At 70.8% G+C, this 17,479-nt stretch carries 15 protein-coding genes; 11 read left to right on the top strand and 4 right to left on the bottom strand.

The genetic code is table 11. The features are described from left to right. Positions 1-151: 151 nt before the first annotated feature. Positions 152-889, bottom strand: coding sequence for an SDR family NAD(P)-dependent oxidoreductase (locus tag EPA99_RS09900; RefSeq protein WP_129471050.1), 738 nt, complete (start codon positions 887-889; stop codon positions 152-154). Between the two features lie 72 nt (positions 890-961). On the opposite strand from EPA99_RS09900, the gene EPA99_RS09895 reads away from it, so the two are divergent. Further along, entirely contained in the window at positions 962-1,594 is a 633-nt protein-coding gene (locus tag EPA99_RS09895; RefSeq protein ID WP_129471049.1) for a TetR/AcrR family transcriptional regulator, read from the top strand. Beyond that, on the top strand, positions 1,591-2,439 hold the full coding sequence (locus EPA99_RS09890; RefSeq protein ID WP_129471048.1) for an NAD-dependent protein deacetylase: 849 nt from the start codon (positions 1,591-1,593) through the stop codon (positions 2,437-2,439). Before EPA99_RS09895 ends, EPA99_RS09890 begins: the two co-directional genes overlap by 4 nt. A 405-nt stretch (positions 2,440-2,844) precedes the next feature. Here the strand turns inward: EPA99_RS09890 and EPA99_RS09885 are convergent, their stop codons facing one another. Further along, positions 2,845-3,741, bottom strand: coding sequence for an AraC family transcriptional regulator (locus EPA99_RS09885; protein ID WP_206733738.1), 897 nt, complete (start codon positions 3,739-3,741; stop codon positions 2,845-2,847). A gap of 139 nt (positions 3,742-3,880) precedes the next feature. On the opposite strand from EPA99_RS09885, the gene EPA99_RS09880 reads away from it, so the two are divergent. From EPA99_RS09880 to EPA99_RS09850, 7 genes are all read left to right on the top strand, one after another. Beyond that, a complete protein-coding gene (locus EPA99_RS09880) occupies positions 3,881-4,720 on the top strand; it encodes an oxidoreductase (RefSeq protein WP_129471046.1) in 840 nt (279 codons plus the stop codon). A 77-nt stretch (positions 4,721-4,797) separates the two neighbouring features. Beyond that, positions 4,798-5,898: an NADH:flavin oxidoreductase/NADH oxidase gene (locus EPA99_RS09875; RefSeq protein WP_129471045.1), complete on the top strand. Its 1,101-nt coding sequence runs from the start codon at positions 4,798-4,800 to the stop codon at positions 5,896-5,898. Between the two features lie 79 nt (positions 5,899-5,977). Beyond that, a complete protein-coding gene (locus tag EPA99_RS09870) occupies positions 5,978-6,853 on the top strand; it encodes an NAD(P)-dependent oxidoreductase (protein ID WP_129471044.1) in 876 nt (291 codons plus the stop codon). 72 nt (positions 6,854-6,925) lie between these two features. After that, on the top strand, positions 6,926-7,312 hold the full coding sequence (locus tag EPA99_RS09865) for a hypothetical protein (protein WP_129471043.1): 387 nt from the start codon (positions 6,926-6,928) through the stop codon (positions 7,310-7,312). Positions 7,313-7,369: 57 nt separating this feature from the next. Beyond that, on the top strand, positions 7,370-8,641 hold the full coding sequence (locus tag EPA99_RS09860; protein ID WP_129471042.1) for a TolC family protein: 1,272 nt from the start codon (positions 7,370-7,372) through the stop codon (positions 8,639-8,641). Positions 8,642-8,643: 2 nt separating this feature from the next. Continuing rightward, positions 8,644-9,630 (top strand): efflux RND transporter periplasmic adaptor subunit, encoded by a 987-nt coding sequence (locus EPA99_RS09855; RefSeq protein ID WP_129471125.1) that lies wholly within the window; start codon positions 8,644-8,646, stop codon positions 9,628-9,630. 38 nt (positions 9,631-9,668) lie between these two features. Then, complete coding sequence (locus EPA99_RS09850) at positions 9,669-12,857, top strand: efflux RND transporter permease subunit (RefSeq protein WP_129471041.1); 3,189 nt, start codon at positions 9,669-9,671, stop codon at positions 12,855-12,857. Here the strand turns inward: EPA99_RS09850 and EPA99_RS09845 are convergent. Then, positions 12,854-13,762, bottom strand: a complete 909-nt coding sequence (locus tag EPA99_RS09845) for an aspartyl/asparaginyl beta-hydroxylase domain-containing protein (protein WP_241688345.1) — start codon at positions 13,760-13,762, stop codon at positions 12,854-12,856. The genes EPA99_RS09850 and EPA99_RS09845 overlap by 4 nt on opposite strands. 142 nt (positions 13,763-13,904) lie before the next feature. Here EPA99_RS09845 and EPA99_RS09840 point away from each other — a divergent pair, with 142 nt between their 5' ends. Next, positions 13,905-14,312 (top strand): XVIPCD domain-containing protein, encoded by a 408-nt coding sequence (locus EPA99_RS09840; protein ID WP_425479191.1) that lies wholly within the window; start codon positions 13,905-13,907, stop codon positions 14,310-14,312. A gap of 407 nt (positions 14,313-14,719) precedes the next feature. Here the strand turns inward: EPA99_RS09840 and EPA99_RS09835 are convergent, their stop codons facing one another. Then, complete coding sequence (locus EPA99_RS09835) at positions 14,720-16,057, bottom strand: mechanosensitive ion channel family protein (protein WP_129471040.1); 1,338 nt, start codon at positions 16,055-16,057, stop codon at positions 14,720-14,722. A 149-nt stretch (positions 16,058-16,206) separates the two neighbouring features. On the opposite strand from EPA99_RS09835, the gene purU reads away from it, so the two are divergent. After that, positions 16,207-17,058 (top strand): formyltetrahydrofolate deformylase, encoded by an 852-nt coding sequence (gene purU, locus EPA99_RS09830; RefSeq protein WP_129471039.1) that lies wholly within the window; start codon positions 16,207-16,209, stop codon positions 17,056-17,058. Positions 17,059-17,479 lie beyond the last annotated feature (421 nt).

Genomic DNA, 17,479 nt, shown 5'->3' with positions numbered 1-17,479 from the left:
AGGCGGCGGAAACCCCGCGCCGCGGTACCCGCCGTGCCCCATGCGCACGCGCGTGAAGGGTTCCCGCGGCCAGCGCAGCCCCGCAGCGCGATGCGGCCCTGCCAACGCCTGGCCTGCGCCTGCCGCATGGCAGGTGCCGGCCCGCGCGCCCTCACCAGGGCAGGCGGCCGCCCTCGGTGAAGAAGCTGCCGGTGCCTAGCTCGGACATCGCCACGCCGGCCACGGTGGCGGCAGCCTGTTCGACGCTGAGCGTGCCGCTGTGGCCGTTGAGGTCGGTGGCGGTGTAGCCGGGATTGACCGCGTTGACCGCGAAGCCTTCGGCGTACAGCTCCTTGGACAGCAGCACGGTGAAGGCGTTGAGGGCGCTCTTGGAAGAGCAGTAACTCAGGCCGTTGACGAAGCCGTACTTGAAGTTGGGATCGCCATGCAGGGTGGCCGAGCCCAGCTCGCTGGAGACGTTGACGATGCGCTTGAGCGTGCCGGCGCGCAGTAGCGGCAGCATCGCCTGCACCACCAGCACCGGGCCGAACACATTGGTCTCGTAGGTGCTGCGCAGCGAGTCCAGGGTGGCCTTGGAGGGCGGCTCGATGTCCGGGCAGATGCCGGCGTTGTTGATGAGCACGTCCAGCCGGCCGCTCTGCTGGCGCACGCTGTCGGCCGCGGCCTGCAGGGTGGCCGCCTCGGTCACCTCCAGCGCCAGCACGCGCACGTCCAGCTCGGCTGGAAGGCTGTCGCGGGCGGCCTGGCCGCGGGCCGCGTCGCGGCTGCCCAGGTAGACGGTCCAGCCGGCCTGCGCCAGCTGCTTCACCAGCCCCAGGCCGATGCCCTTGTTGCCGCCGGTGACCAGGGCGATGGGGTGGGTGGCGTGCGTGTGATCTGCAGCAGTCATGGCGGTGTCCTTGTGTTGTGTTCGGGGACACCCAAGATATGCAGCATCCTGACGCGTGGGAATTCGCATTCGATGAGCGCCCTGCCCGACGCCCTGCAAGCCCGTAAACAGCCGCTCCAGTCGCGGTCCAAGGCGACGGTGGACGCCATCCGCCAGGCCAGCTTTCAGGTTCTGATCGCCCATGGCCTGGACGGCACCACCACCACGCGCGTGGCTGAACGGGCCGGCGTGTCGGTCGGCACGCTCTACCAGTACTACCGCAACCGCAGCACGATGCTGGCCGGCCTGCTGGAATGGCACCTGGGCACAGTGGCCGGCGCAGTGGAGGACGCCAGCGCCCGGATGCGCGGGGCAGCGCTGGCCGATGCGGCCGACGCCCTGGTCGAGGCCTTCGTCAGCGCCAAGCTGGAACATGCCGAGATCTCCCTGGCGCTGTATGCGATCGCCGAAATGCACGGCGGCGCCGAACTGATCGCCGCGGCCAAGCTGCGCATGGAAACGGCGATCGCCGCCCTGCTGGCGGCCACGGCCGATGCCCGCTTCGACGATCCGCAGGCCGTGGCCGGCGTGCTGCTGGGCGCACTGATCGGGCCCATGTGCGATGTCCTCAACGCTGGGGCCCCGCCCGCGCGCGTGGCCTTGCTGCGCACGCAGCTCACCCTGCTGGCCCGTGGCTATCTGGCGGCTGCCAGGGTGCCGACATGAGCGCGCTGGCGGCCGCGGCGGCCCCTGCGCAGGCGCCTGCCGCCCTGCAGGCCTTCATCGAGCGCCACGCCCGCATCTTCGTGCTGACCGGCGCCGGCTGCAGCACCGGCTCGGGCATCCCCGACTACCGCGATGCCGATGGCCAGTGGAAGCGTGCCCAGCCGGTGACCTACCAGGCCTTCATGGGCGAGCTGGCCACGCGCCAGCGCTACTGGGCGCGCAGCCTGGTGGGCTGGCCGCGGTTCCTGGCCGCCCAGCCCAACGGCGTGCATCACGCGCTGGCCGCACTGGAGCAGCGTGGCCAGATCTCGCTGCTGCTGACCCAGAACGTGGACCGCCTGCACCAGGCCGCCGGCAGCCGCGAGGTGGTCGACCTGCACGGGCGCCTGGACGTGGTGCGCTGCATGGGCTGCGAGCGGCGTACCCCGCGCGTGGAGTTTCAGGCCGAGCTGATCGCCCGCAACCCGGGCTGGGAGCGCCTGGAGGCCGGCATCGCGCCGGACGGCGATGCGGACCTGGAGGACGTGGAGTTCTCCAGCTTCGTCATTCCGGCCTGCAGCCATTGCGGCGGCATCCTCAAGCCCGACGTGGTGTATTTCGGCGAGAACGTCCCGCGCGAGCGCGTCCAGGCCGCGCAGGCGGCGCTGGCCGACAGCGATGCGATGCTGGTGGTGGGCTCGTCGCTGATGGTCTATTCCGGCTTCCGCTTCGCGCAGTGGGCGCACGCGGCCGGCACGCCGATCGCCGCACTGACCCTGGGCCGCACCCGTGCCGATGACCTGCTCGCCCTGAAGGTGCAGCATGACTGCGCCGAGGCCTTGGGGTTTTTGAGGGCATCGGCATAGCGACGCAAGCGCTCTGCAGCCGTGTGTCTGAGCAGCTGCTCGAACCCAAGTGTTTCGGAATAGCCGGATAAGACAGCGGAGCTAGAGTCGCTACCGGTTGTGAGAGGCGCCCTGCTTCTTTGTCGGAGCGGCTCGAGATGGCCTCGGGCCGCTCTCACAGCGCGTAGGGCGGATCGCGACCCGCCATCGCACGAGATCCGCGCCGATGATGCTTCTTCGGGCGACAGCCCGGACACGGCGATCCAATGGGGCAGCCGCTACCGGCGTCGCGTCGGCAATGAAGATGCGCTGCTCGCTACATCGGTCGCTGCATCTGAGCAGCGTTGCTGGCGGAGCTGCTTCGCGGAGAGGCGCTTGCTGTTGTGGGAGCGGCTCCAACAGTGGATCTACTGCCAGCCAACGCCCTCACACCGCCACTTCCTGTCGCCAACGCTTGGCGGCTTCGGCCGGTGGATGGCCGAACAGGCGCTTGAACTCGCGGCTGAACTGCGAGGCGCTCTCATAGCCTACCGCGTAGGCCACCGACGCCGCGTCGGTCTGCTCGGCCATCAGCCGTTCGCGCGCCTGCTGCAGCCGAACCTGCTTCTGGTACTGCAGCGGGCTGAGCTGGGTGGCGGCCTTGAAGTGCCGGTGCAGGGATGAGTTGCTCAGCGCCACCTGCGTGGCCAGCGCCTCGACGCGCAGCGGCTCGTCGTAGTGCTCGCGGATCCAGGCGATGGCCTGCTGCACCTGGCCCAGGCGCCCCTCGCCATGGGCGATCTGCCGCAGCATCGGGCCTTGCGGCCCCATCAGCAGCCGGTACAGCAGCTCGCGCCGCACCAGCGGCGCCAGCACCGCGATGTCCCGCGGCGACTCCAGCAGCTGCACCAGGCGCAGGCTGGCATCGGCCAGGGGCGCGGACATGGTGCTGACCTCCAGCGCGACGTTGGCCGGCACCGGCGTGCGATCCGGCGGCAGCTGCAGCAGCAGCGAAGCCAGCTCCGCCCGGTCCAGCGCCACCGACAGCGCCAGGTAAGGCGCCTGCTGGCTGGCTTCGCACACCGCGCCGACCACCGGCAACTCCAACGAGACCACCAGGCAATGGGCCGCATCGTAGTAGTGCACGCGCTCGCCCAGGATCACCCGCTTGCGCCCCTGCACCACCACGCACAGCATCGGCTCGTACACCACCGGAACCGGCGTGGTGGTCGCGCCGGAGCGGTACAGGCGCAGGCCGGGGACGGCGGTCTCGGTGATGCCTTCGGCGGCGTGGCGCAGCAACAGCGCGCGCAGGGGCGACAGGGCGGGAAGGTCGTTTTGCATGGCGGCGACCTTAGCAAGGCCGGCGTGCATTCCGCGCAGCGCTGGCAGGATCGGGCAAGCATCGGACAGGAACGCGCTCACGCCGCCGGGCCGCCCACGCCCAGGCTGTACGCACCTTCCCAAACACAGGTATCGCATCATGACGACCCAGACCTGGTTCATCACCGGCGCCAGCCGCGGCATCGGCCGCGAGCTGGCACGCGCAGCGCTGGCCGCCGGCCATCGCGTGGCCGCCACCTCGCGCCGCAGTAGCGACATCACCGCCGCCCTGGGCGAGCACGCCAACCTGCTGCCGCTGGACCTGGATGTCACCAACCCGGCGCAGATCCGCGCGGCGGTGGAAGTGGCCAAGGCCCGCTTCGAGGGCATCGACGTGCTGGTCAACAACGCCGGCTACGGCTACCTCGGCCTGTTCGAAGAAACCAACGCCGACGATGCCCGCGCGCAGTTCGACACCAATGTCTTCGGCCTGTTCGACGTCACCCGCGCAGTGCTGCCGGTCATGCGCGCCCAGCGCCGCGGCCATATCTTCAACGTGTCCTCCATCGGCGGCATCGCCGGCTTCGCCTCGGCTACGCTGTACTGCGCCAGCAAGTTTGCCGTCGAGGGGTTCTCCGCCTCGCTGGCCGACGAGGTCAGGGACCTGGGCATCCACGTGACTGTCGTCGGCCCGGGCTTCATCCGCACCGATTTCCTCGACCCGACCTCGGTGCGTTTCGCCGACAGCGCCATCGAGGACTACGCCGCGCTGTCGCAGCAGCTGCGCGAGTACTACGAGCAGAAGAGCCACCAGCAATCCGGCGACCCGGCCAGGCTGGCGGCCGCGTTCCTGGAACTGGCCGCCGCTCCCAATCCGCCGCAGCGCTTCTCCGCCGGCAGCGATGCGCTGGAGGTGACGGACCAGCGGCTGACCCAGCTGCAGCAGGACCGCCAGGCCTGGGCCGCGCTGTCCTCCTCCGTCGACGGGCAATGGGCGTGATGCTCTGATCCAAGGGCACTGTTGAAGCCAACCCCGGAGCGCGCTGCAATGCGCGCTCCTTCTTCGTGGGACTTCCCGTGAGCCAGCTCTTCACCCCTCTCTCGCTCGGCCCCTTGACCCTGGCCAACCGCATCGTGATCGCGCCGATGTGCCAGTACTCGGCCGAGCATGGCCGCATGAGCGACTGGCACGCCATGCACCTGGGCAACCTGGCCCAGTCCGGCGCCGGCCTGCTGATCGTGGAAGCCACCGCGGTGGAGCCGCGCGGCCGCATCAGCTGGGCCGACGTGGGCCTGTACGACGATGAAAGCGAGGCGGCCATGCGCGTGGTCGTGAAGGGCCTGCGGCGCTGGTCGCCGATGCCGCTGGGCATCCAGTTGGCGCACGCCGGCCGCAAGGCGTCCACCCACACGCCCTGGGAGCATGGCGGTGCGCCGATCGCCGCCGATGCCGAGCACGGCTGGCAGACCGTGTCCGCCAGCGCGCGCCCGTTCCACGAGGCCGGGCCGGTCCCGCAGGCGCTGGACCAGGCCGGCATCGAGGCCATCATCGCCGCCTTCGTGGCCAGCGCGCAGCGCGCGCACCGCCTGGGTTTCGAGCTGATCGAGCTGCATGCCGCCCACGGCTACCTGCTGCACCAGTTCCTGTCCCCGCTGAGCAACGACCGCAGCGATGCCTACGGCGGCAGTCTGGAAAACCGCCTGCGCCTGCCATTGCAGGTGTTCGATGCGGTGCGCGCGGCGGTGCCCGACACCGTGGCGGTGGGCGTGCGCCTGTCGGCCAGCGACTGGGTCGAAGGCGGCTGGGACGTGGCGCAGAGCATCGCCCTGGCCCAGGCGCTGGAAGCGCGCGGCTGCAGCTACCTGCACGTGTCCAGCGGCGGCCTGGACCCACGCCAGCAGATCAAACTGGAAGACGGCTACCAGGTGCCCTTCGCCAGCGACATCAAGGGCCAACTGCAGTCCATGCCGGTGGTCGCCGTGGGACTGATCACCGATCCGCTGCATGCCGAGCGCATCGTCGCCGAGGGCAAGGCCGACGCCGTGGCCCTGGCCCGCGGCGTGCTCTACGACCCACGCTGGCCCTGGCATGCCGCCGCCAAGCTGGGCGCGCAGGTCAAGGCGGCCCCGCAGTACCTGCGCTGCCAGCCGCGCAGCGCCAAGGACCTGTTCGGCTGAGGCCGCCGTGCGGCCTTGCCGCGCGGGAAACATCGCCGCGCGCACACTGCCCGCCCCTTGCCTCGACCCGGACACCTGCATGGACATCGCCTTCCTCGGCCTCGGCACCATGGGCGCGCCGATGGCGCGCAACCTGCTCAAGGCCGGGCACACGGTGCACGTGTGGAACCGCAGCCCGCAGGCGCGCGAAGCGCTGTTGCAGGACGGCGCGCACGCCTGCGATGCCCCGCTGGATGCGGCCGTGGCGCCGGTGGTGCTGTCGATGCTGGCCGACGATGCGGCCGTGGCCGAGGTCATCGTCGACAGCGGACTGCTCGACGCCCTGCCCGAAGGGGCGGTGCACGTGAACCTGGCCACGGTGTCGGTGGCCTACGCTCGCGCACTGGCCGAGCGCCATGCCGCGCGGGGCGTGGACTATGTGGCCGCGCCGGTGGTGGGGCGGGTCGATGTGGCCGCGGCCGGCAAGCTCAACATCCTGGCCGGCGGCAAGGCCGCCGCGATCGAGCGCGTGCAGCCGCTGCTGGACGTGCTGGGCGCCCGGACCTGGCGCTTTGGCGAGGCCCCCGAGCAGGCCAATGCGGTCAAGCTGGCCACCAACTTCTGCCTGGCCAGCGCCATCGGCACCATGGCCGAAGCCAGCGCGCTGGTGCGCGGGCACGCCGTGGCGCCCGCCGATTTCCTGGAGATGCTCACCTCCACCGTGTTCGCCGCCCCGGCCTACCAGGGCTATGGTGGGCTGATCGCCAGGGAGCAGTACACGCCGGCCGGCTTCAAGATGACCCTGGGCCTGAAGGACGTGCGCTTGGCCCTGACCGCCGGCGAGGCCACCCAGGTCCCGATGCCGCTGGCCAGCACGCTGCGCGATGGCCTGCTGGAGGGCATCGCCCAGGGCGACGGCGCGCTGGACTGGGCGGCCCTGGCCAAGGTCAGTGCGCGTCGCGCCGGTCAGCAGTGAGCGAGGGCATGACGCCGCCGCAGGCCGCGTGATTGTCTAACGCCGCATCGCCTGGCTAGCATCGGCCGCGCCATGCCACCGTCTCCACGCCCGCTGCGTTTCCTGCATCGCGTCCTGCGCCTGCCCGCGCTGGCGCTGCTGCTGTTGGCGGTGCTGAGCAATCCGGTGCTGGCGGCCATCGGCGACCTGCATGAAACGGCCAGCGCCAGCCAGGACCATCTGCACGCGGTGCAGGATCACACCGATCCCAGCGCCAATGGCGCCGATGCCGACGAAGCCGGCGACCTGCTGCACGCGCTGATGCATGCGGCGCACTGCTGCGGCCACCTGGTCGCCATCCCCTCGCGTTTCGTGCTGACTGCCACGACGCTGCCGCCGCATGCGCCTCCGTCGGGCGCGGTATTCGCGATGCGCTCGCAAACCACCGAACTGGCCCTGCGCCCTCCGATCACGGCCTGACCGCCACCGCGTCGCCGTCGGCGGCGTGGCTTACGTCATCGTGTTCGGAGAATCCCCATGTGGTTGCGATGGGCGGCATTGGCCGCACTCGCGGCCGTGTCCTGCGTGCATGCGCAGGACCGGCCGCCGGCTCCCCTGAGCCTGGACGAAGCGCTGGCGCGCGTGTCCGACACCCATCCTGCGCTGCGCCTGATCGAGGGCGAGCGGCAGGTCCTGCAGGCCCGTGGCGAGCGCGCTGCGCTGCGCCCGCCGCTCATCCTCGGCGCGCAGGCCGAGAACGTGCTGGGCAGCGGGCAGGCGCGCGGCTTCGACCAGGCCGAGCTGACGCTGTCGCTGTCGGGCGTGCTGGAGCGCGGCGGCAAGCTCGACGCGCGCCGCGCCCTGGCCCAGGCCAACCTCGATGCGCTGGCGCCGCAGCGCGAAGCGGCGCGGCTGGACCTGCTGGCCGAAGTCGCCCGGCGTTACCAGGCCATCGTCGTGGCGCAGCGCCAGCAGGCCCTGGCGCTGCTGGACATCGACCAGCGCCAGCGCGCCGTGCAGGCCGCACGCACGCGCTTGCAGGCCGGCGCCTCGCCCGAGTCGGTGCTGTTCTCCGCGCAGGCGCAGCTGGCCCAGGCCGAGCTGGACCGCGACCGCGCGGCCGAGGCGGCCCGTGCCGCGCGCCGGCACCTGGCCACGCTGTGGAACGCGCGTGAGCCGGACTTCGACACCGCGACCGGCGATCTGGATGGCTTGCCGGAGCTGGAAGCCTTCGACGCGCTGGCGCAGTGGCTGCAGCGCACACCGGAGCTGGCCATCGTCACCGGCCAGGCGCGCGTGCGCGAGGCGCAGCTGCGCCTGGCGCAAGGCGAGCGCGCCACCGACCTGCAATGGCAGCTGGGCGTGCGACGCCTGCAGGGACAGCAGGCCACCGCGCTGGTGGCCGCGCTGAGCCTGCCGCTGGGCAATGCCGTCCGCGCCGAGCCTGAGATCCGCGCCGCGCAGGCCGAGCTGGCGCTGACCACGGTGCAGCGCGAGGCGCTGCTGCTGCAACTGCACGCCACGCTGGCCGAAGCCCACGGCCGTTACCTGACCGCGCGCCTGGAAGTGCAGCGCCTGGGCCGCGACGTGCTGCCGCGGCTGCAGCAGGCCGAGCATGCGGCCGAGCGCGCCTGGCGGGCCGGCGCCATCAGCTATCTGGAATGGGCCCAGCTGCAAGGCCAACGCATCCAGGCGCTGCAGCGCCAGCTCGAAGCGGCCGCGCAGGCCCAGACCGCATTGATCGAACTCCAGCGCCTGACCGGACAACCCCTGGTCGTGCCCAACCCCTCGCAGGAGACCGCGCCATGAACATGGCGATGAACATGCATTCCCGTGTCCACATCCCGCTGCTGTTGCTCGGCGCGCTGCTGCTGGGCGCCTGCGGCAAGACCGCACCGTCGGCGGCAGCCGGTGAGGAGCATGCCCAAGGCCACGACGATCACGCCGAAGAAGCAGAAGGCCCCGAAGCGGCCCACGCCGACAGGACGGTGATTCCCGCGGAGATCGCCCAGGAAGCCGGCATCCGCGTCGCCCCGGTCGGGCCCGGCACCATCGCCGACGCGCATGAAGTGCAGGGCCTGCTGACGCCGGTGGACGGCCGCACCGCCCAGGCCGTGGCGCGCTTCCCGGGGCCGGTGCGCACGCTGCGTGCCAATGTGGGCGACACCGTGCGCGCCGGCCAGGCCCTGGCCACGGTGGAGAGCAACCTCAGCCTGACCGCCTACACGGTCAGCGCGCCGATTGGCGGCGTGGTCACCGCGCGCCATGCGCAGCTGGGCGGGGCGGCGGCCGAGGGTGCACCGCTGTTCGAGATCGCCGACCTGTCCACGCTGTGGGTGGACCTGCACATCTTCGGCAACGACACCCAGCACATCACCGCCGGCGTGCCGGTCACCGTCACCCGCATGACCGACGGCGTCAGCGCCGACACCACCCTGGAGCGCATCCTGCCCGGCACCGCCACCGCCAGCCAGAGCACGGTGGCGCGCGCCCTGCTGCGCAACGCGGACCGCCTGTGGCGCCCCGGTGCAGCCGTGAAGGCGCGCATCGTGGTGGCCACCACGCCGGCGGCCCTGGTGGTGCCGCTGGCGGCGCTGCAGAACATGCAAGGCCGGGACGTGGTGTTCGTGCGCAGCGGCCAGGACCGCTTTGAGGCGCGCCCGGTCGAACTGGGCCAGCGCGATGCGGCGCAGGTCGCCGTGCTGTCCGGGTTGCGGGCCGGTGAGCAGGTGGTCATCGCGCAGAGCTACGTGGTCAAGGCCGACATCGGCAAGGCGGGCGCCGCGCATGAACATTGATCGCGCCATGCAACATCGGGCTGCAGGAGGACGGGCGCATGCTTGAGTTCATCCTGCGCGCCAGCATCGGCCACCGCTGGCTGATGCTGGCGCTGACCGCCGTGCTGGTCGCCGTGGGCGCCTGGAGCTTCACCCAGCTGCCCATCGATGCCACCCCGGACATCACCAACGTGCAGGTGCAGATCAACACCGGCGCGCCGGGCTATTCGCCGCAGGAGGCCGAGCAGCGCATCACCTTCCCGGTGGAGACGGCCATCGCCGGCATGCCCGGGCTGGAGATGACCCGCTCGCTCTCGCGCTACGGCCTGTCGCAGGTCACGGTGGTGTTCGCCGAAGGCACCGACCTGTACTTCGCGCGGCAGCAGGTCGCCGAGCGCCTGCAGCAGGTGCGCGCGCAGCTGCCCGACGGCATCGACCCGCAGCTGGGCCCCATCGCCACCGGGCTGGGGGAGATCTTCCTCTACACGGTCGATGCCGCACCCGATGCGCGCAAGGCCAATGGCACGCGCTACACCGCCACCGACCTGCGCACGCTGCAGGATTGGGTCATCCGTCCGCAGCTGCGCACGGTGCCCGGCGTGACCGAGATCAACGCCATCGGCGGCTATGCGCGGCAGATCCACGTCACCCCCGATCCGGCCCGGCTGCGAGCGTTGGGTCTGACCCTGGAGGATGTGGTGCAGGCGCTGCGCAACAACAACCAGAACCTCGGCGCGGGCTATCTGGAGCGCAACGGCCAGCAGTTCCTGGTGCGGGTACCCGGCCAGGTCGATGACCTGAAGCAGTTGGGCGAGATCGTGCTGGCGCGGCGCCAGGGCGTGCCGATCCATGTGCACGACGTGGCCCAGGTGACCGAAGGGCGCGAGCTGCGCAGCGGCGCGGCCACCCAGAACGGCCACGAGGTCGTGCTGGGCACGGTGATGATGCTGGTGGGTTCCAACAGCCGCGCCGTGGCGCAGGCAGTGGCCGACCGGCTCGCCCTGGCCCAGCGCAGCCTGCCGCCGGGCGTGCGCGTGACAGCCACCTACGACCGTACCGCGCTGGTCGAGCGCACCATCGCCACGGTTGCCAGGAACCTCATCGAAGGCGCGCTGCTGGTGGTGGTGGTGCTGTTCGTGCTGCTGGGCAACTTGCGTGCGGCGCTGATCACCGCAGCGGTGATTCCGCTATCGATGCTGTTCACCCTGACCGGCATGGCCCGCGGCGGGGTGTCGGCCAACCTGATGAGCCTGGGCGCGCTGGACTTCGGGCTGATCGTCGATGGCGCGGTGATCATCATCGAGCACTGCCTGCATCGCTTCGGCCAGCGCCAGCAGGCGCTGGGGCGGGTGCTGACCGATGCCGAACGCTTCGAGGAGACCGCCAGCGCCAGCGCCGAGGTGATCCGGCCCAGCCTGTTCGGGCTGGGCATCATCACCGCGGTGTACCTGCCGATCTTCGCCCTGACCGGGGTGGAGGGAAAGATGTTCCACCCCATGGCCATCACCGTGGTGCTGGCGCTGAGCGGGGCGATGCTGCTGTCGCTGACCTTCGTGCCGGCGGCCATCGCGCTATGCCTGGGCGGGCGCGTGCGTACCAGCGAGAACCGGGTGATGGGCTGGCTGCGGCGGCGCTACCAGCCGCTGCTGGAGGCCAGCCTGCGCCATGGGCGCTGGGTGATGCTGGGGGCATTGGCCCTGCTCGCGCTCAGCGGCGTGCTGGCCACGCGCCTGGGCAGCGAGTTCGTGCCGCAGCTGGACGAGGGCGACATCGCCATGCATGCCATGCGCATTCCCGGCACCTCCTTGAGCCAGTCGGTGGACATGCAGCGCAAGGTGGAGGCGCGCGTGGCGCGGTTCCCGGAAGTGGCGCGCGTGTTCTCGCGCATCGGCACGGCCGAGGTGGCCTCCGACCCGATGCCGCCCTCGGTGGCCGACACCTTCATCATGCTCAAGCCCCGCCCGCAGTGGCCCGACCCGCGCAAGCCCAAGGCCGCGCTGATCCGGGAGATCGAGGCCACGGTGCGCGAGCTGCCGGGCAACAACTACGAGTTCACCCAGCCCATCCAGATGCGCATGAACGAGCTGATCTCCGGCGTGCGCGCGGACGTGGCCGTCGCCCTGTACGGCGACGACCTGGCCACGCTGCGCGAGGTCGGCGCGCGCATCGAGGCGGTCACGCGCGGCGTGCCCGGCGCGGCCGATGTCCGCCTGGAGGAAACCGAAGGCCTGCCGCTGCTGTCCGTGCGGCCCGACCGCGCCGCTCTGGCCGGCTATGGGTTGAACGTGGGCGACGTGCAGGCCACGGTGGCCACGGCCATCGGCGGGGAAGTGGCCGGGCAGCTGTTCGAAGGCGACCGCCGCTTCGACATCGTCGTGCGCCTGCCCGAAGCCCTGCGCTCGGATCCGGCCGCGCTGGCCGACCTGCCGATCTCGCTGGCGCCGGCGCTGGCCGGCGACGAGGCCGACGAGGCCGGCCGCCTGGGCGGGTGGAACGCCGCCCGCTGGGGCGGCACCGCGCCGCGGACGGTGCCGCTGCGCGAGGTGGCGCGCATCGAAACCAGCGAGGGGCCCAGCCAGATCAACCGCCAGGACGGCAAGCGCCGCATCGTGGTCACCGCCAACGTGCGCGAAGGCGACCTGGGCCGCTTCGTGCAGCGCCTGCGCGCGGCGGTGGAGGCCAAGGTCGCGCTGCCGACCGGCTACTGGATTGCCTACGGCGGCAGCTTCGAACAGCTGGTCTCGGCCAGCCGACGCCTGGGGCTGGTGGTGCCGGCCACGCTGGCGCTGATCTTCGCCCTGCTGTTCTGGGCTTTCGGGTCGGCGCGCGATGCGGCCGTGGTGTTCTCCGGCGTGCCGCTGGCGCTGACCGGCGGGGTGCTGGCGCTGGCCCTGCGCGGCCTGCCGCTGTCGATCTCGGCCGGCATCGGCTTCATCGCCCTGTCCGGGGTGGCCGTGCTCAACGGCCTGGTGCTGGTGAGCTTTGTGCGCGAGCTGCGCGCGCGCGGCCTGGCGCTGGAACAGGCGGTGCGCGAAGCGGCGCTGGGCCGCCTGCGGCCGGTGCTGATGACCGCGCTGGTGGCCTCGCTGGGCTTCGTGCCGATGGCCTTCAATGCCGGGGCCGGCGCCGAGGTGCAGCGGCCGCTGGCCACCGTGGTGATCGGCGGCATCGTCTCCTCCACCGTGCTGACGCTGCTGGTGCTGCCGCTGCTGTATCGCTGGGCCTATCGCAATGCTGGCCGCGGCTAGACCTTGATGACCAGCACCACCACCGCCGCGACCATGCCCCACTTGATCGCGTGATACGCCAGGGCGCTGCGCGCACGCAGCGCCTTGGCCTTCAGGCGCAGGGCGTAGAGGTACTTGAACGAGCGGTTGACACCGCCGGTGGGATCGCCCGGCAGGTTGGGCGAGGCGCCGCCGGCCAGCAGCGTGCGCGAGACGAAGCCGTTGAGCGCGTTGGCCCAGCCGAAACGCAGCGGGCGGGCGATATCGCAGAACAGGATCACCCGGTCCTGGTCGGTGTCGTTGCGGGCGTGGTGGATGTAGGTCTCATCGAACATCGTCCACTGCCCGTCGCGCCAGCTGTGGCGCTGGCCGTCGACCTCGATGAAGCAGGCATCGTCGTTGGGCGTGATCAGCCCCAGGTGCAGGCGCAGCGAGCCGGCGTAGGGGTCGCGGTGCGGTCGCAGCTCGCTGCCCGGCGGCAGCTGGGCGAACATCGCCGCGCGCACCTGCGGCAGGCCCTCCAGCAGGGCCACGGTCCGCGGACACAGGCGCTGGGCCGAGGGGTGCGCCGGGCCGTACCACTTCAGGTAGAAGCGCTTCCAGCCGCGGCGGAAGAACGAGTTGAAGCCGACATCGTTGTAGCTGCTGGCCGCGGCGATGCCGTTGGCCTCGCGCAGGGCCAGGGCTTCGTCGCGGATCACCTGCCAGTGCTGGCGCAGCACTTCCAGCTGCGGGAAGGCCTGGGACGGGTCGATGAACGGCGTGGTCGGCACCCGCGAGCACAGGTACATCAGCACGTTGACCGGGGCCATGAAGCTGGAATGGTCCAGCAGCTGGCGCGACCAGCGCGCGCGCACGCGCCCGCGGTAGTGGATGTAGAGGACGGAGGCCACCAGCGCGCAGGCCAGGGCAAGTTTGATGGTCAACTGCACCTGCGGATTGTACGCCCGAGGACGCGGGCTTGAGGCAACCGCGGGGCCTCGTTAAGGTGCCAACCTCACCGCGTACCGTCAGGGAAGAACGCATGCAGCTGGCCCCGCTCCCCCCGTCCGCCCGGATGACCGCGCCGTGACCGAGGTGCCCCAGGTGGCGACCGAGGCCGCGGTGATCGGACCTGAACACGCCGAGCACCCGGATCACCGCCTCTACCTGCAGATTCGCCGCGGCGTGCATGCGCTGGACGCCGAGTGCGGCCGTGAGCCGGATGCGATCAGCGAGCGCATGGTCCTGCGCCTGATCCCGCTGGCGCGCGGGGCCGGACTGAAGCGGGTGGACCACGTTGTGCTCAGCCGCCACCTGGGCGAGGTGGAATCGGGCGAGCTGGTGTTCGTGGTGCAGGGCGAGCTGGACGACCCGGCGCACCTGCGCGCGCACTGCACCACCCAGGAGGCCGTGGACATGCCGCGCGAGGCCTCGCTGGCGCGCCTGGACGCGGTATACCGGGAGCTGGCCGCGCAGCGTGCAGAGGGCGGCTGAGGCCGCACGCGCAGCTACCACCGCGCAAAGACGAACAACGTGGACGTAGGGTGGATGACGCTCTCCCATCCACCGCCGCCGCGAACCGGACACGTGGACGATCGCAGGGTGGATGACGCTCCTTCATCCACCACCGCCGCAAGACGCACACCCCGGTCGCGACGGCACCCCACCCGCAGCCGCCGCGGACACCGCGGTGGACAAGCTTCGCGTTGTCCACCCTACGTCAGGGCGCGCTTCCATCCACCACCGCCGCGAATCGAGAACATGGGGAGCCGTAGGGTGGATGACGCTCCTTCATCCACCGCCGCCGCAAGACAGACAATCCAGGCGCAACGACACGCCTACCGCAGCCGCCGCGCATACCGTGGTGGACAAGCTTCGCGTCGCCCACCCGACGCCGCAGCTCAACCGCCTCCGGTGATCGCCGCCAGGATGCGGCGCTGCTCGCCGCTGGTGGCCTGGCCATCGCGCATCAGCATCGCGTCGCTGGAGACCTGGAACACGTGCAGGTCGAACAGCGGCAACACCGCCAGCAGGTGGTCGATGACATCGCCCTGGATGGCCTCGTAGCCGACGATGCCGGTCTCGCTGGCGAAGCACCAGATCTCCACCGGCACGCCGTTGGCGCCGGGCTGCAGCTCGCGCACGAACATCAGCATCTCCGGCTTCAGCTTGGGATGGTGCCTGAGGTACTGGTCCACATAGGCGCGGAACGCGGTGAGGTTGGTCAGGCGCCGCTCCAGCGTGGGCGTCAGGCCCCGCTCGGTGAAGCGCGCCTTCCACTCGGCGAACTCCTGCTGTTTCTGATCGACCCAGGCGTCCAGCAGCGGGAACTGACGCAGCCGCTCGACTTCGGCGCCGTCCAGGAAGCGCACACTGTGCTGGTCCAGCTGCAACGAGCGCTTGATCCGGCGGCCGCCGGCCTCGTACATGCCGCGCCAGTTCTTGAACGACTCGCTGATCAGCTTCTTGGTCGGCACCGTGGAGATGGTCATGTCCCAGTTCTGCACGGTGATGGTGTGCAGGGCGATGTCGGTGACGGTGCCGTCGGCGTTCTGGCTGGGCATCTCGATCCAGTCGCCCACCCGCACCCGGCCATCGCTGCTGATCTGCAGGCTGGCCGCCAGCGACAGCAGCGTGTCCTGGAACACCAGGATCAGCACCGCCATGATCGCGCCCAGGCCGGCGACGATGTGGCTGACCGACACGCCCGACAATGTGGCCACCACCGACAGGCCGGCCAGCACGAACATCACGATCTTGCTGACCTGCAGCAGCCCCTTGATCGGCCGGTTGCGCGCATCGGCGCGGCGCTCGTAGGCCTCGTTGAACATGTCCAGCGCGCCGGAGATGGCCAGGGCCACCATCCACACGATGAACACCTTGCAGCCGGCGCGCAGCACCGCCTGCAGTTTCTCGGGCAGGTCCGGGATCCAGGCCAGCCCGGCCTGCACCACCAGCGCCGGCACGATGTGCGCCAGCCGCGGGATCACCCGCAGCCGCAGCGGCGCGCCGCCCTCCTGCCCGCGCAGCCAGCCGTTGACCTGCGACAGCAGCTTGAGCAGGGCGCGCAGCAGCACCCGCTTGGTCACCCAGTCGGCCAGCCAGGCCACCAGCAGCAGCGCGGCGATCATGGCCAGCGGGTAGGCGCCCGGGTACGGCGCCAAGGCCTGCTGCAGCGGTTCCAGGAGATGTTCCAGCGGCAGGCGCCCGGCCTGCGTGTGGGGGTTGGGCGTGGTCATGGGGCTTGGTCGACGGCGGCGGCCGGACACGACCGGCTGCGGGGGGCGCCATGGTAGCCGCTCGCATCGCGTGCCGGTCACCGGCTGCCCGCGAAGGACGCAACTGAAACCGTCGTGCGCAGCCGATTCCCCGCCTAAGATTTCGCCATATGCGCCATGACCACATCCTCACCCTGTCCTGCCCGGACCGCACCGGCATCGTCTACCGCGTGTCCGGCCTGCTGTTCGAGCTGGGCTGCAACATCCTCGATGCGCAGCAGTTCGGCGATGAGGAAGGCCAGCGCTTCTTCCTGCGGGTGCATTTCGACGTGCCGGCACCGGAAGCGGTCGCCGCGCTGGGCGCGCGCTTCGCGCCGCTGGCCGAGGACTACGCCATGGACTGGCAGCTGCATGACGCCCGCCGTCGCGCGCGCCTGCTGGTGCTGGTCAGCAAGCAGGGGCACTGCCTCAACGACCTGCTGTTCCGCACGCACAGCCGGCAGCTGCCGGTGGAGATCGCCGCGGTGGCATCCAACCACGCCGATTTCGCGCCGCTGGCTGCCTCCTACGGCGTGCCGTTCCATCACCTGCCGGTGGATGCATTCAACCGCCAGGCGCAGGAACAGGCCATCCTGGCGCTGGTCGAGCGCGAGCGGATCGACCTGGTGGTGCTGGCGCGCTACATGCAGATCCTCTCCCCGCAGCTGTGCGCCGCGCTGGCCGGCCGCGCGATCAATATCCACCACAGCTTCCTGCCCAGCTTCAAGGGCGCCCAGCCGTACCACCAGGCGCACGCGCGCGGGGTCAAGATCATCGGCGCCACCGCCCACTACGTCACCAGCGACCTGGATGAGGGCCCGATCATCGAGCAGGACGTGGCCCGCGTGGACCATGCCATGACCCCGCGCGACCTGGTGCGGCTGGGCAGCGACATCGAATCGCTGGTGCTGGCGCGCGCCGTGCGCCGACACGTCGAGCACCGCATCTTGCTCAACGGGCATCGCACGGTGGTGTTCCGCTGACAGCCCGCGCGGGCATCGCGCAAGCCGGCCGATCAGCGCGCAGCGGATTTTGAACACCCACTCGGGCACACTGTGCGCCGATGAACAGCGCGCCACATGGAGACACCCGATGAGCCTGTGGCAGATGCTGGGCCTGGCCTTGATCGCCATCGCCGCGGGACTGGTCCTGGCGCTGGTGGCCGTGGGCATCAAGCTGGCCGTGGAGAAGCTGCGCGGGCGTTGATGTGGCCGCTGTGGTGGTCGTCTCTCTTGGCTTGAACATCAGCGGTCATGCTTACAGGAGATCCTGTGGGAGCGGCTTCAGCCGCGAAGAGGCTTTACCGATAAGGCTTCTTCGCGGCTGAAGCCGCTCCCACAAGGTTCCGGGTGCCGACGACATCCGTTGGTCTGCCCACGCGCAGTCTTCAAACCGCTGCGCGCG

Origin of the sequence: Pseudoxanthomonas composti, from assembly GCF_004122095.1 — a bacterium.
GTDB classification, from domain to species: Bacteria; Pseudomonadota; Gammaproteobacteria; order Xanthomonadales; family Xanthomonadaceae; genus Pseudoxanthomonas_A; species Pseudoxanthomonas_A composti.
This window is presented reverse-complemented; position numbering and strand designations above follow the sequence as displayed.

Coding starts and splice junctions, on each gene's coding strand:
- EPA99_RS09885 (WP_206733738.1), bottom strand. CDS start 3,741: ATGCAAAACGACCTTCCCGCCCTGTCGCCCCTGCGCGCGCTGTTGCTG.
- EPA99_RS09880 (WP_129471046.1), top strand. CDS start 3,881: ATGACGACCCAGACCTGGTTCATCACCGGCGCCAGCCGCGGCATCGGC.
- purU (WP_129471039.1), top strand. CDS start 16,207: ATGCGCCATGACCACATCCTCACCCTGTCCTGCCCGGACCGCACCGGC.
- EPA99_RS09850 (WP_129471041.1), top strand. CDS start 9,669: ATGCTTGAGTTCATCCTGCGCGCCAGCATCGGCCACCGCTGGCTGATG.
- EPA99_RS09865 (WP_129471043.1), top strand. CDS start 6,926: ATGCCACCGTCTCCACGCCCGCTGCGTTTCCTGCATCGCGTCCTGCGC.
- EPA99_RS09870 (WP_129471044.1), top strand. CDS start 5,978: ATGGACATCGCCTTCCTCGGCCTCGGCACCATGGGCGCGCCGATGGCG.
- EPA99_RS09895 (WP_129471049.1), top strand. CDS start 962: ATGAGCGCCCTGCCCGACGCCCTGCAAGCCCGTAAACAGCCGCTCCAG.
- EPA99_RS09890 (WP_129471048.1), top strand. CDS start 1,591: ATGAGCGCGCTGGCGGCCGCGGCGGCCCCTGCGCAGGCGCCTGCCGCC.
- EPA99_RS09900 (WP_129471050.1), bottom strand. CDS start 889: ATGACTGCTGCAGATCACACGCACGCCACCCACCCCATCGCCCTGGTC.
- EPA99_RS09855 (WP_129471125.1), top strand. CDS start 8,644: ATGGCGATGAACATGCATTCCCGTGTCCACATCCCGCTGCTGTTGCTC.
- EPA99_RS09860 (WP_129471042.1), top strand. CDS start 7,370: ATGTGGTTGCGATGGGCGGCATTGGCCGCACTCGCGGCCGTGTCCTGC.
- EPA99_RS09835 (WP_129471040.1), bottom strand. CDS start 16,057: ATGACCACGCCCAACCCCCACACGCAGGCCGGGCGCCTGCCGCTGGAA.